Origin of the sequence: Novosphingopyxis sp. YJ-S2-01 (genome assembly GCF_016093175.1) — a bacterium.
GTDB classification, from domain to species: Bacteria; Pseudomonadota; Alphaproteobacteria; order Sphingomonadales; family Sphingomonadaceae; genus Novosphingopyxis; species Novosphingopyxis iocasae.
This window is the reverse complement of sequence record NZ_JAEDAI010000001.1, coordinates 138,334-152,171: the sequence shown is the minus strand read 5'-3', so window position 1 is coordinate 152,171 and position 13,838 is coordinate 138,334. Positions and strand designations below refer to the sequence as shown.

Genomic DNA, 13,838 nt, shown 5'->3' with positions numbered 1-13,838 from the left:
GATCAGCCGTCGGCGGGCGCGGGCGGCCCCTCGCGGTCCTGCGCCTGCGCCTTTGCCAGCCGTTCGATAATCTCCGCCGGTGGATTGCGCAGATTGATGTCGCGCTGCGGGAACGGGATTTCGATGCCGTTGTCCTTGAACAGGAACCAGAGGCGCCTCAGCACGTCCGAACGCACATTGCCGACGCCCTCTTCGGGGTCCCTGATCCACACCAGAATCTCGAAATCGACGCTGCTGTCACCATAGCCGATCCACCAGATATTGGGCTTGGGCAGATCGAGCACCCGCGGGCTTTCCTCAGCAGCCTGGCCCATCAGCTTGACGACGAGCTCCATGTCCGAATTGTAGGACACGCCAACCGGAATGCGGACGCGGACATTCTTGCTGGAATAGCTCCAGTTCTCCACCTCTTCCGTCATCAGGATCTCGTTCGGGATCAGATGCTCCTTGCCGTCCCGCGTGACGATCGAAACCGCGCGTACGCCGATCTTGTTCACCCAGCCGAAGCTGTCGCCCACCGCGATGACGTCGCCCGGTTTGATCGAGCGGTCCATCAGGAGGATGATGCCCGAGATCAGGTTACCGAAGGTCTTCTGGAAGCCGAAACCGATGGCGAGGCCGAAAGCGCCGGAGAAGACCGCGAGCGCGGTAAGATCGATCCCCAGAAAGTCGATGCCTGCAAAGAAGGCGACGATGATGACGGCGATGCCGGCAAGCTTTTCAATCAGCAGTTTCTGCGCAGGATCGAAGCGGTTGGCGCCTTCGATAAAGTGGCGCGTCAGACGGTTGACGAAGCGCACCATGGCAAACAGCAGGATACCGGTGATGGCCCATTGCAGCACCGTGAGCACGGACACGCGCGTCTTGCCGGCATCGAAGCCGATCCGGTCAAGCTCGTGACTGAGCGGCTCAATCCCCTGTAACCCCTCGATCAGGCCGTTGACGACGAACAGGAAGACCGCGCCGGACAAGAGCAGCGCGGCCCATTGCGGCATGTGGAGAAAGCGGATCGCGCGGTTGATGACCAGGGTGGACGCAGCGGCAAGGTTGAGGCCGATCAGCGCGATCGACAGCTGGCCCCAATTGCGAGACTGGAACAGAATGAACAAGAGGATCGCGGCAATGAGGAAACGGGCCACCCGCTCGATCCGCTTGCAGCGCTGCGGATGTTCATCCTGCTTCAGCCGATTTTGGACGAAGTTTTCAATGCGCGGCGCCAAAGCGGCGCCCGCGACCCAACCGATGATCCAGGCCGCGATAATGAACCCCAGGGCGATCAGCGCGGTGCTGACATCCAGATTGACGCTGATGCCGAGATCAGCCAGCCATTGTTCGAAGTCCTTCATGCCCCGCGATCATGCAACGCGGCGAAACCCCGTTCAAGATCGGCGATCAGGTCTTCGGGATCTTCCAGACCGATATTGAGCCGGATCAGCGGTCCGCCAGCGGACCAGCGCGTCGCCGTCCGGTCGGGCGCGGGATCGACCGGCAAGGCAAGGCTCTCAAACCCGCCCCAGCTATAGCCGATGCCGAAAAGATGCAGCGCGTCGATAAAGGCGTCGGCGGTTTCGGTCGGTACATCGTGCAGTACGAAGGAGAATAGCCCCGACGATCCGGTGAAATCGCGTTTCCAGGTCTCATGGCCCGGGCAGCCGGGCAGGGCCGGATGGAAAACGGCATCGACTTCCGGACGATCGGCGAGCCAGCGCGCCACGGCGAGCGCGTTCGCTTCATGCCGCCGCAGGCGCACATCCAGCGTGTGTAGTCCGCGATGGGCCAGATAGGCGTCATCCGGGCTGATGACCTGGCCGAACTGGAACGCGGAGCGGCGCAGGGCAGGCCACCAGCGTTTCGTTGCGGAGACGGTGCCCAGCATGACATCGCTGTGCCCGCCGATATATTTGGTGCCGGCGAGAATCGTGAGATCGACGCCTTTTTCCATCGCCGGGAAAAACAGCGGCGTCGCCCAGGTGTTGTCGAGCAGCGTCACCACGCCGCGTTTCTTCGCGGCGGCGCAGATGGCGGGCACGTCCTGCACTTCGAAGGTCAGGCTGCCGGGGCTTTCAAGCAGGATCGCCGCGGCCGTGCCTTCATCGCCCTCGCCGTCCATCAGCGCTGCGATCTCCTCCACGCTGGCGAGCGGATCGAACCAGCGCGTCGTGACGCCCCAGGGCTTCAGGAATTGGGCTGCGAAACTCCGCGACGGATCATAGGCATTGTCCGTCATCAGCAGCGTGTCGCCGGGTTTCAGAACGGCAAGAAGCGCGCAGGAAATGGCGGCCACGCCGGAGGGGAACAGATAAGTTCCCGCCGCGCCCGGCTCCAGCTCGGTCAGCGCTTCGGCGAGCGCCCAGTGCGTCGGGCCGCCGCGGCGGCCATAGAAGAACTTGTGTTCCTGCACCGGGCCTTTGGCGGCGCGCAGATCCGCTGTGCTGTCATACAGATGCGTGCTGCCGCGCCAGACCGGCGGATTAACCACCGCCCCGCCCGTCCACTCGCGCCGACGACCGCCGGTTACAAGCTGCGTGGCCGGTTTTTTCGACGAGCCGCTATCTGCCAATTTTTTGAACTCCGTTCGCCCTGAGCCTGTCGAGCAGCTGCCCTGCTCCCTCTTGGCCTTGGCTTAGAGGGAAGGGCAACGATTCGACAAGCTCAGCCCGAACGGATTTCGTATTCCCGATGCGCTTATGCGGTCGCCTTGGGAGCGTCCTTGTCCGCGCCATATTCAGACCATGCGCCATCATAGAGGCGCACATCCTGTTTGCCGAGCAGATGCGCGGCGAACAGCGGGACGGCGGCCGTCATGCCGCTGCCGCAACTGGTGATCATCGGCTTGTCGAGATCGACGCCGGCGTCTTTGAACACCGCCTTCAGCTCGTCACCGGTCTTCCAGGTTCCGTCTTCGTGGAAGAACTGGCCATGCGGCGTGCTGTGCGAGCCGGGGATGTGGCCGCTCGGCAGGTCTTCGCGTGGTTCCGGCTCCGTGCCGTCGAAGCGACCCTTGGGGCGGGCATCGACCACTTCGGCGCCCTTGTCGTGCAGGTTTGCCAGCACGTCGGACTTCTTGGCGACCTGCTTTTCATCCTTCCAGACGGTGAAATGACGATGGCGAAGATCGGGCTTGCCGGTTTCCAGCGGGCGATCTTCCGCCTTCCATTTGGCAAGGCCGCCATCGAGAATGGCGACGGAGTGCGCGCCGAACATGTTCAGCATCCACCAAGCACGGGCCGAGCTCTTGAGCGGCGAATCATCGTACAGCACGATGCGGCTGCCGTCGCCGAGCCCCAGCGACTGCATGCGGCTGGCGAACTTTTCCGCGCTCGGCAGCATATTGGGAAGATCGCCCGACGGATCGGCCAGTTCGGCGAGGTCCATGAACACCGCGCCGGGGATGTGGCCGCCCTCATATTCAGCGCGCGGATTGCGTCCGGCATCGGGCAGGAAATAGGTTGCGTCGACCACGCGCAGATCGCTCGCGCCCATTTCGCCTGCCAGCCATTCGGTCGAAACTAATTGGTCCATCGATTCGCGTTCCTGCTTTGAAGTGGGCCGGCAGGACTAGCGCCATACCGGAGCGGTGAAAACCCTTGGCTTGCCTCAGAGTTCATTGAGCGAGTCCAGCACTGCGCGGGCTTTTGCGCGCAGTGAGATTTTCTCGCGGGTCTCCTTGTTGTCCCAGTTGCGATAGGCGAGCGCCATCCGGCTGTTGCCGCTCAGCTTGTCCTCGTTCCGCGCCAGGAAATCCCAGTAAAGCGAATTGAACGGGCAGCTGTCGTCTTCGGTCTTGGTTTTCACATTGTAACAGCAGGCCCCGCAATAATCGGACATCTTGTCGATATAATTGCCCGATGAGGCATAGGGCTTGGACGCGAGAAGCCCGCCATCGCCGAACTGGCTCATGCCCAGAACATTGGGCAGTTCCACCCATTCATAGGCGTCCGCGTAGACCTCCAAATACCAGGCGTGGACCTGTTTAGGGTCGATCCCCGCCAGCATCGCGAAATTGCCGGTAATCATCAGCCGCTGGATATGATGGGCATAGGCATGATCCAGCGTCTGTCCGATGGCCTGGGACAGGCACTCCATGTCGGTTTCGCCGTCATAGTAAAAACCCGGCAGATCACGCTCCGCCTCAAAGAAATTGCGCTCTACATAGTCTGGGCCTTCGCGCCAGTAGATGCCGCGCATATATTCGCGCCACCCGATGATCTGGCGGATGAAGCCTTCGGCGCTGTTCAGCGGCACCTTGCCATCGCGGTACAGCGAATCGACGTCGCGGCAAAGTTCGACCGGATCGAGCAGGCCGGAGTTGATGTAGGGGCTCAGCATCGAATGCCACAGGAACGGCTCTCCGCGCAGCATTGCGTCCTGATAATCGCCGAAGCAGGGGAGCGCTTCGTCCAGAAACTGGCGGCGTGCGCGCATCGCCTCTTCATGCGTGACGGCGAAATGAAAATTCTCGTTGGTGCCCGGATGATCCCCGAACCGCTCGTTCACCATCGCGATCACGTCCTGCGTGACGTTATCGGGCCGGAACCGGATAGGCCGGGGCATCAGCAGATCGCCGCCGGGTGCGGGCTTCCTGTTCTCCTGATCGTAATTCCACTGGCCGCCCGCAGGCTCTCCATCTTCCTCCATCAGGATGCCGGTCTTGCGGCGCATCTCCCGATAGAAGAATTCCATGCGTAATTGTTTCTTGCCCTCCGCCCATTCTTCGAACTCCTGATGGGTGGCGAGGAAGCGGGTGTCGGGGCAGATCGTAACCGGCAGGCCGAACTGGTCTTCCCAATTTTCCAGCATCTCGCGCACGCGCCATTCGCCCGCTTCGGTGACGCGGATGCACTCGGGCCCGTGCCGCTCGATCGCCCGGGCGAGTTCGCCGGAAAAGCTGCCATTGTTGTCGGGATCATCGAACTTGATGTAATCGACCGTCCAGCCCTTATCCTCCAGCCGCGCGGCATGATGGCGCATGGCCGAGAGGATGTAGGCGATTTTGGCCTTGTGATGGCGGACATATTCGGTCTCGTCCTGCACCTCCATCATCAGGAGGACGCAATCCTTCGGCTCCATGCCATCCAGCGAGGACAGGTTGAGCGAAAGCTGATCGCCCAGGACGGGAATGAGTGTTTTGATGGCCATGCCGATCAAAAGCGCGGCAGGCGCATGCAGGTTCCCCGCGCAACCGTGCCGTCAAACGGGCTTGGCGGCGACTTCCTGGATGATGCGAGGGCCGGGATCGATCGGGATGGGGCCGAGCCTGTCCTGACCGGCAGCCCCGGCGCGGCCGATCACGAAACTGTTTTGCAGACCATCCTGGCCGTCATGCCAGCGATAATCGCAATCGATGGCGACGAGTGGGATGATCACGGTGCGATCGTTCATGCGGAAGGCGGACGAGCTGTCCAGCGGCACGCGCATTTCGCCCTCCACCGGCATGCGGCTTCCCGCGCCGATGGGTGGGATGGTGACGCTTTGCCCGGTAAATGCCTCGCGCAAGAAGAAGCGATCGACCTGTCCTTGCGTATCCTGTCCGCCGGGCAGTGCGTCGAGCCGCAGGACCGCGCCATCGACCGGCGCAGGCCCGGTGTTGGCCAGCCAGAGCCGGTAGTGAAGCTCGAAATGCGTTGCCGTCTGTTCGGCCCGCAGGATTTCCAGCCGCGCTTGCAGCGTCGGGCGGGGGGCGGCCGGTTGCGACAAACGCGTCGTGACGAGGCCGGCCGGTGCAGCCGCAGGGGCCGCAGGTGGCGGCGCTCCGGTAAGGCCAGAGAAGGCGCGGACCGTCCCGCCCGCTGATCTGGCCGCGGCGCCTGCGCTGGATGTGACCGTTCCGCTGGGCGGTGAAGCGCGTTCCGGTGCCGGCGCTGCCGGCGGCGGGGGCGGGGCGGGGGCCGGTTCTGGAGGTGTGGGGAGACGCGCGGGCGGCCCGGCCTGGCTGGGCGGGGCAGGGGGCGGCGCAGCAGCAGGAGCGGTAGCGGCTTCTGACGCGGCCCCCGGCTTCGCCCTTCGCCTGGCGAAAATCCATATCAGGCCGATGCCCAGAATCAGCAGCAGCGGCACCAGCCAAGGCAGCATGTTCAAAATGTCGGTGCTGCCCTGTTCTTCCTGCACCGGCACGGCATCGGCAGGTGTATCCGGGGCGATCTGCGGCGGTGTGATGACGGGCGCGGGCGGGCCTGCCGCGGGCATCGTTTCCGGCGTCGCCTGGGCCGTCGGTTCAGCCTGCGGTGCGGTTTCTATCTGAGCAGGCTGCGCGGGCTGTGCGGCAGGGGCAGGCGCGGGACGTACGACCGGGCTCGGTGCAGGGCGCGGCGGAGGTGGAGGCGCAGGTCGGGGTGCAGGCGTGGGGGCCGGACGCACACGCGCAGGAGACGGCGCGGGAGCAGGGCGCGCCGGTGTCGGTGTTGCGCGCGGCGCCTTGTCCAGAATGGGAACGTTCAGTGGGGCGGGACGGGGCGAAGGGCTGGGCAGAGGTGCAATGATCGGCGCCGGTGTGGGTGCAGGCGTCGGATCGAGCCGGAAGCCGCCGCTGGCATCGTTGGTCTGCCCGCTATTCTGCTGCGCGGCGGCTGGCGCCAGCGGATACACGATTAGCGCCAGCGGGAGCATAACCGCCGGTGCGCGTGATTTTCGAGAATGACAGATGGGCCTGCCCGCCTTTATGGATGCCGCCATGGCCGAAAATTCAAAACCCCGTTTCCTGGGACAGGATAGCCCGCTTCCCTCGTCGCCTGACGAGGCGGAGCTGGATTATGTCCCCAATCCGCGCGCCGGACAACTCTACTGCGTCCGATTTACCGCGCCTGAATTTACCTCGCTCTGCCCGGTTACCGGCCAGCCCGACTTCGCGCATCTGGTCATCGATTACGCGCCTGGCAAGACGATTGTCGAATCGAAGTCGCTGAAACTGTTCCTGGGCAGCTTCCGCAACCATTGTGCCTTCCACGAAGACTGTACCGTCGGCATCGGCGTGCGCCTGTTCGAGGAAATGCAGCCCGAATGGCTGCGAATCGGCGGATACTGGTATCCGCGCGGCGGCATACCCATCGATGTGTTCTGGCAGAGCGGAGAGGCCCCGCGCGGCTTGTGGGTGCCGGACACCGGCGTTGCCTCTTACCGAGGGCGCGGATAAGTTTTTTCGCAGATTTCTTGCGTCCTTCATCTATCTTTCATGTGCGACTGACATTATTGTCAGTATCATGACCGCAAGCCACAGCCACGCCATCGACATCACACCTGAAGATATCGACTTCATGGGGCACGTGAACAACGCCAACTACCTGTCCTGGGTGCAGGACGCGGTGGTTGCGCATTGGCAGAAGATTGCGCCTTCCCAGGCGGTTGCCGAGCATCTCTGGGTCGCGCTGAAGCATGAAATCACCTATCGCAAGCCCGCCTTCCTGAATGACGAGGTGTTTGCCGAGGTGATCTTGCAAAAGGTGCACGGCGCGCGCGCTTTCTATGATACGGTGATCAAGCGCGGCGAAGAGGTGCTGGCCGAGGTGAAGTCGAGCTGGTGCTGCCTGGATGCCGAGACGCTGCGCCCCACCCGGATCGCGCAGGATATTTCGGAATATTTCTTCCCGAAGACGGACGACTGACGGGCTTCGACGAACGACCAAGTCAGGCTGCACTGCCTGCTTGTGATGGATAAGGTGCAGGCATAGGGTTCGCCGCAATTGCCTGCCCACCCCGGAGCCGTTTCCCATGTCCATGATCCGCCCCGCCGGCCGCCTACTGGCCGCCGCTTCCCTGCTGTCGCTGGCCGTTCCCGCCGCGGCCCAAATGGCGCAAGGTTCCGCCGCGGACGCGCGGCCCGCGCCCCAGGCGGATAGCGTCGATCCCAGCCTGCCCACGCAGCTGCCGCGCACCGCCGTGCCGCACCGTTACAGCATCCAGGTGGTGCCCAATGCCGAGGCGCTGACTTTCGGCGGTGCGGTGCGCATCGCACTCGATATCGTGAAGCCCACCGATACATTGGTACTGAACGCGGCCGATCTTTCGATCGACGGCGCGACGCTCTACGGCCCCGACGGTAAGCCGCACCGGGCGAAGGCTGTGCTGGACGCCGGCGCACAGACCGCTAGCTTCGATTTCGGGGAGACACTGCCCACGGGCGCCTATTATCTCGACATTCCCTACACCGGTAAGATCAACACCCAGGCGAACGGACTGTTTGCGCTGGACTACAAGGATCCGGACGGCACCCAGCGCCGCGGCCTTTTCACGCAGTTCGAAGCGCCCGATGCGCGGCGTTTCGTGCCCAGTTGGGACGAACCCGATTACAAGGCGGTGTTCGATCTGACGGCGACTGTGCCAAGCGACCAGATGCCGCTTAGCAATATGCCGATCAAGGCCAGCGAGGATGTCGGCAACGGCATGTCGAAGGTTAGCTTCGGCACCACGCCGCCCATGTCCAGCTATCTGCTGTTCTTCGGTCTTGGCGATTTCGAGCGCATCCACCGCGAGGCGGGCGGCACCGATGTCGGCATCGTAATGAGCAAGGGCAAGGCGGACCAGGGTCAATACGCGCTGGACGCGGCCTCTGCGATCCTGCCCTTCTACAATGACTATTTCGGCACGCCCTATCCGCTGCCCAAGCTGGATAACATTGCCGGGCCGGGCCAGTCGCAGTTCTTCGGTGCGATGGAGAATTGGGGCGCGATTTTCACCTTCGAGCGCATCCTGCTGAACGATCCGACGATCACGTCCGAGGGCAACCGCCAGTCGATCTTCTCGGTCGCGGCGCATGAAATGGCGCATCAGTGGTTCGGCGATCTCGTCACCATGGCGTGGTGGGACGATCTCTGGCTGAACGAAGGCTTCGCCAGCTGGATGGAGAACAAGACCACCGCCACCCTGCACCCCGAATGGAATGCGGATATCGACCGGGTCAGCGCGCGAGAGGCGGCAATGGGGCTGGACAGCTATGCCGCCACGCATCCGATCGTGCAGAAAATCCGCACTGTGGAGCAGACCAACCAGGCATTCGACACCATCACCTATTCCAAGGGTGAGGCGGTGATCGCGATGCTGGAGGGCTATGCCGGGGCCGATGTCTGGCGAAAGGGCGTGCAGGATTACATCAAGGCGCACCAATATCAGAACACCCGCACCGACGATTTATGGAACGCGGTGGAAGCTGCCGGGGCGACGGACCTCACGCGCATCGCGCATCAGTTCACGCTGCAGCCGGGCGTGCCGCTTATTCAGGTTACGGACGCGCAGTGCACGGGCGGCAACACCTTGGTCACACTGCGCCAGAGCGAATTTTCATCGGATCGGCGCGCAGAAGTGACCGCCAATCCGCAGAGCTGGAATGTGCCGGTCAACGCGGCGACGGCGGGCGGTTCCCTGGTTCGCGCCGTGACCGAGGGGCCGTCCACGCAGATGACGGTGCCCGGCTGCGGGCCGCTGCTGCTGAATGCCGGGCAGACGGGCTATTATCGCTCGCTCTATCAAGCACCACAGCTCGCCACGCTGGCGCAGAACTTCGCCAGTCTGGAACCGATCGACCAATTTGGCCTGCTGAACGATAATATCGCGCTGGCCTATACCGGTTATCAGCCGCTTGCCCCCGCGCTGGATCTTACGGCGGCCATCCCTTCCGATGCCAATCCCAAGGTGCTTGGAGAGGGGCTGGGCACCTGGTCGGGCCTCTATGGCATGTTCGATGACGAGCCGACGGTGCAGGCGCAGATCGGCAAGCTGATCCAGACGCAATATGCGCCGGAACTCGATCGCATCGGCTTTGCGGTGCGCGATGGCGAGGCGGCAGGCGAGACCTTGCTACGGCCCGCGCTGATCTCGGTGCTCGGCTCCACCGGGCTGGAGTCGGTGAAGGCGGAGCGAGTGCGTCTGCTTGGCGAATTGTCGAAGACTTCCACCGCGCTGGACGGGCCGCTGAAGACCACCTGGCTCAGCCTGATCGCCCGCGATGCCGATGCGGCGGATTGGGACACTCTGCATCAGCTTGCGCAGAATGCAGGCGGTTATACCGAACGCTCGGCACTTTACGGCGCCCTGGGCGGGGTGAAGGATCCGGCTTTAGCGCAAAAGGCGCTGAACCTTGCCATCACCGACGAACCCGGCGCGACCATCGGCGCGTCGATCATCTCGGCTGTGGCGGCGAACAATCCGGAGCTGGCGCTCGACTTCGCGCTGGCGCACCCGGTCGAGATCGATCGCATCGTCGATAACAGCGCTCAGTCCCGCTTCGTCGCGCGCATCGCCCAGGGCTCGGACGACCCGGCGACGATCGACAAGCTGGACGCCTATGCAAAGGCCAATCTGGGCGAGGAAGCCCGCAAGCCTGTCGACCAGACGATCTCGATCATCAAGGCGCGGCTCGATCGTCGCCAGCGCATTATGGATCAGACGCGTCAATGGCTTGCCACCAACGCTAGCTAAGGCTGGCAGTTTTATCTAAAGGGCGGGGCTTCGGTGCAAACCGGGGCCCCGTTTCTTTTCTAAGCGCTAGCGCATCAGGCCACCGAGCAGACCGCGCGCAAACCGGCCAAGGCCGGGAAAGCCGATCGCCTTGCCCAGCTCGGTACCAATCGTCCCTGCTGCTGCGCCGGCGGCGCTTTTCGTGGGCGAGGCGCGGCTAGTACGGCCGGACAGCTTCCGCCCAATCATTCCGCCAGCGGAAGCCGCCGCCGCATCGACTGCGGCCTTGCCCGCTTTTTCCCAGATGGACGACGTTCGGCGTGGCTCCTTCCGTACCGCCTCCACGCCCTCGCGATCCACCGCCTCGGCGGTCTGCGCTGCGTCGGCGGCCTTGGCGGCAAGCACCTCGGACGCGCTTTCCCGGTCTACCTCATGATCATATTTGTCGGCAAAGGGTGAGATTGACCGGATGATCGCGCGCTCCTTCGCCGTGAGCGGCCCCGCGCGCGAGCGCGGCGGTTTCACCAGGGTGCGCTGCACGACGGACGGCGCGCCATCTTCCATCAGCGTGGAAACCAACGCCTCGCCCGTCCTCAGTTCGGTGATTGCGGTCTCGACATCCAGCGCCGGATTTTCACGGAATGTCTCGGCTGCGGCGCGGATCGCTTTCTTGTCGCGCGGCGTAAAGGCACGCAGCGCATGCTGCACCCGGTTGCCGAGCTGGCCTGCGACTTCTTCGGGAATATCGACCGGGTTCTGCGTGACGAAATAGACGCCCACGCCCTTGGAGCGGATGAGGCGCACCACCTGCTCCACCTTGTCTAGCAATACCTTGGGCGCATCGTCGAACAGCAGATGGGCCTCATCGAAGAAGAAGACGAGTTTGGGTTTGTCGGGGTCCCCAACCTCGGGAAGCGCTTCGAACAGTTCGGACAGCAGCCAGAGCAGGAAGGTGGAATAAAGCCGCGGGCTCTGCATCAGCTTGTCCGCCGCGAGGATATTAACCTGCCCGCGCCCGTCTTCCTCCACGCGCATCAGGTCCGCGATTTCCATGGCAGGCTCGCCAAAGAAGCGCGCCCCGCCCTGCGAATCGAGCTGCAACAGCGCGCGTTGGATCGCGCCGACGCTGGCGGAGGAGACCTGGCCGTATTTCTTGGAAAGGTCCGCGCGGTTTTCCGCCGTCCAGAGCAGCAGCGATTGCAGATCGGCCAGATTAAGCAGCAGCAGGCCCTCATCATCGGCGGCGCGGAACGCGATCTCCAGCACGCCTGCCTGCGTATCGTTCAGTTGCAGCAGCCGCCCGAGCAGCAGCGGACCCATTTCGGAAATGGTTGTGCGAACCGGATGGCCCTGCTCGCCGAACAGATCCCAGAAAACCACCGGATTGTCGGCATAGGCATAACCGTCATAGCCGATCTCGGCGGCGCGCTTTGTGAACGGTTCGTGCAGCTTGCTATCCGGTGAGCCTGCCATCGCCATACCGGCCAGATCGCCCTTCACATCGGCAAGAAAGACCGGAACGCCCTGCTGCGAAAAGCTTTCGGCAAGGCCCTGTAGCGTGATGGTCTTGCCAGTACCGGTCGCGCCCGCGATCAGCCCGTGGCGATTGGCGCGCTTCAGATTCAGGAACTGCGGATGCCCGCAATCCGGTTCTTCGCTATGGCCAATGAAGATCGCTTCGTTGCTATCGCTTGCCATGCGCCGGGCCTTTCATCGCCGATGATGGCCGGGAATTGGCAGATGGCGCACCATAAGAAAAGGCCCCGGCGGATCGCTATCCGTCGGGGCCTTGCTGTCACTGTTTCGTCTGCGGGCTCAGTCGCCCTGAATGCGCACCGGAATGAACACCGGCTGTTGTCCGCCCGGCGCTTGCACGCGAAGCAGCACGGCTGCCTTGCCCGAACGCTGTGCCGCATTCACCGCATTGGAGAACGCCTCGGCCGATGTCACCGGGCGTCCGTCAACCGACAGGATGACGATGCCGCGCTGGATACCCTTGCGGGCCGCATCGCTGCTGGGATCAACCCCGTTTACAACCACGCCCTGCGTGTCCGCACCAAGCCGCAGCTGGCGGCGCAGGTTCGGCGTCAGATCGAGCACAGCGATGCCCATATCGGCCTCGGCAGCCTGCTCGTTCACCGACTCGTCGGGCTCGGAGAAGTCCTGCTCATCACCGCCGGCCAGCTTCGCGAGCTCCTCGTCGGACGGACGCTGGCTGATCTTGACGTTGAGGCGCTTGCGCTGCCCGTTACGGATCACGTCCACGGGCACCGTCTGGCCGACCGGGATGTTCGCCACGATATAGGCCAGCGTGTTGTCGCGCGTGACCTGCTGGCCGTTGATCGCGGTGATGACATCGCCCGCTTCGACACCGCCCTTGTCGGCAGACGCGCCGGGCACGACGCTCTGAACGAATGCACCTTCGTTCTTGTTGTCGATACCGCGAAGGGAAGCGGCAAAGTCTTCGGACAAAGGCTGGAACTGGATGCCCAGATAGCCGTGCTCGACTTCCTTGCCTTCCTTGAGCTGTGCAATAATCGGCGCGGCCACTTCGGACGGCGTCGCGAAGCCAAGGCCAACGCTGCCGCCGGTGGGCGACAGGATCGCGCGGTTGATCCCGATAACCTCGCCATTGAGGTTGAACATCGGGCCGCCGGAATTGCCCTGGTTGATCGCCGCATCTGTCTGGATGAACCGATCATAGGCGCCGCCCGTGTCCACGCCGCCCTGACCGACATTGCGGTAGAGCGCGGACACGATGCCGCTCGTGACGGTGCCGCCGAGGCCCAGCGGATTGCCGATGGCCATTACCCAGTCGCCCACACGCGTTTTGGTGCTGTCGCCCAGCTTCACGAAGGGAAGCGTCTTGCCCGCATCGATCTTGAGGACGGCAATGTCCGATGCCTCGTCACGGCCTACAAGCGTCGCAGGATATTCGGTGCGATCGGGCATGATGACGGTGATCGAATCTACCGTCGCATTCTCATTGCCCGGCGCCACCACATGGTTGTTGGTGACAATATAGCCATCCGAGGACACGATGAAGCCGGAGCCGAGCGACTGCGCTTCCTGCGTGCTGGGCTGCTGCGGCTGCTGTCCGCGTCGGCCGAAGAACTGGCCGAACAGGCCTGCCATCGGGTTCTGTTCCACCTTGACGGTTTGCTTGGTGGAAATGTTGACGACGGCGGGCGAAACCTGCGCGGCGAGATCGGCGAAGCTGACGGGAGCGCCAGCGGGCGCCAGGGCGCGCATCACATGATCCTCGTTCTGCGCGGTCTGCGCGGTTACGGGCGTGCCGTTCACCAGCGCGATCGTGCTTCCGCCGAGTAGAAGTGCTGCGGTGAAGGCATAAGCGTAGCGCACTTTGGAATGTCCTCTCAAAATTGGGTCCTCATGAAAAGCTGCGGTCGACTGCCCCCAACGGGAGACGAATGGATGCACGCACAACGCTG

The 13,838-nt window shown here is 63.4% G+C and carries 10 protein-coding genes; 3 read left to right on the top strand and 7 right to left on the bottom strand.

The genetic code is table 11. The annotated features are described in order from the left end of the window. Positions 1-2: 2 nt before the first annotated feature. From I6A82_RS00620 to I6A82_RS00600, 5 genes are all read right to left on the bottom strand, one after another. Positions 3-1,346: a mechanosensitive ion channel family protein gene (locus I6A82_RS00620; protein ID WP_198093305.1), complete on the bottom strand. Its 1,344-nt coding sequence runs from the start codon at positions 1,344-1,346 to the stop codon at positions 3-5. Continuing rightward, complete coding sequence (metC, locus tag I6A82_RS00615; protein ID WP_198093304.1) at positions 1,343-2,560, bottom strand: cystathionine beta-lyase; 1,218 nt, start codon at positions 2,558-2,560, stop codon at positions 1,343-1,345. Before metC ends, I6A82_RS00620 begins: the two co-directional genes overlap by 4 nt. Before the next feature lie 125 nt (positions 2,561-2,685). Beyond that, the gene (sseA, locus tag I6A82_RS00610) at positions 2,686-3,522 is read right to left on the bottom strand and encodes a 3-mercaptopyruvate sulfurtransferase (RefSeq protein WP_198093303.1); all 837 of its coding nucleotides are present in this window, start codon (positions 3,520-3,522) and stop codon (positions 2,686-2,688) included. A gap of 75 nt (positions 3,523-3,597) precedes the next feature. After that, positions 3,598-5,139 (bottom strand): cryptochrome/photolyase family protein, encoded by a 1,542-nt coding sequence (locus I6A82_RS00605; RefSeq protein WP_198093302.1) that lies wholly within the window; start codon positions 5,137-5,139, stop codon positions 3,598-3,600. 51 nt (positions 5,140-5,190) lie between these two features. Continuing rightward, positions 5,191-6,186 (bottom strand): hypothetical protein, encoded by a 996-nt coding sequence (locus tag I6A82_RS00600; protein WP_198093301.1) that lies wholly within the window; start codon positions 6,184-6,186, stop codon positions 5,191-5,193. A 484-nt stretch (positions 6,187-6,670) separates the two neighbouring features. Here I6A82_RS00600 and queF point away from each other — a divergent pair, with 484 nt between their 5' ends. The 3 genes from queF (at position 6,671) to I6A82_RS00585 (ending at position 10,407) form a co-directional block, all read left to right on the top strand. Then, the gene (gene queF, locus I6A82_RS00595; protein WP_198093300.1) at positions 6,671-7,129 is read left to right on the top strand and encodes a preQ(1) synthase; all 459 of its coding nucleotides are present in this window, start codon (positions 6,671-6,673) and stop codon (positions 7,127-7,129) included. 67 nt (positions 7,130-7,196) lie between these two features. After that, positions 7,197-7,598, top strand: coding sequence for an acyl-CoA thioesterase (locus I6A82_RS00590; RefSeq protein ID WP_187334551.1), 402 nt, complete (start codon positions 7,197-7,199; stop codon positions 7,596-7,598). Between the two features lie 106 nt (positions 7,599-7,704). Then, complete coding sequence (locus tag I6A82_RS00585; RefSeq protein ID WP_232343185.1) at positions 7,705-10,407, top strand: M1 family metallopeptidase; 2,703 nt, start codon at positions 7,705-7,707, stop codon at positions 10,405-10,407. Positions 10,408-10,473: 66 nt separating this feature from the next. On the opposite strand, the gene I6A82_RS00580 is transcribed toward I6A82_RS00585, so the two are convergent. Both I6A82_RS00580 and I6A82_RS00575 read right to left on the bottom strand, forming a co-directional pair. After that, complete coding sequence (locus I6A82_RS00580; protein ID WP_198093299.1) at positions 10,474-12,084, bottom strand: helicase HerA-like domain-containing protein; 1,611 nt, start codon at positions 12,082-12,084, stop codon at positions 10,474-10,476. A gap of 117 nt (positions 12,085-12,201) precedes the next feature. Continuing rightward, the gene (locus I6A82_RS00575; protein WP_198093298.1) at positions 12,202-13,749 is read right to left on the bottom strand and encodes a Do family serine endopeptidase; all 1,548 of its coding nucleotides are present in this window, start codon (positions 13,747-13,749) and stop codon (positions 12,202-12,204) included. Between the last annotated feature and the right edge of the window lie 89 nt (positions 13,750-13,838).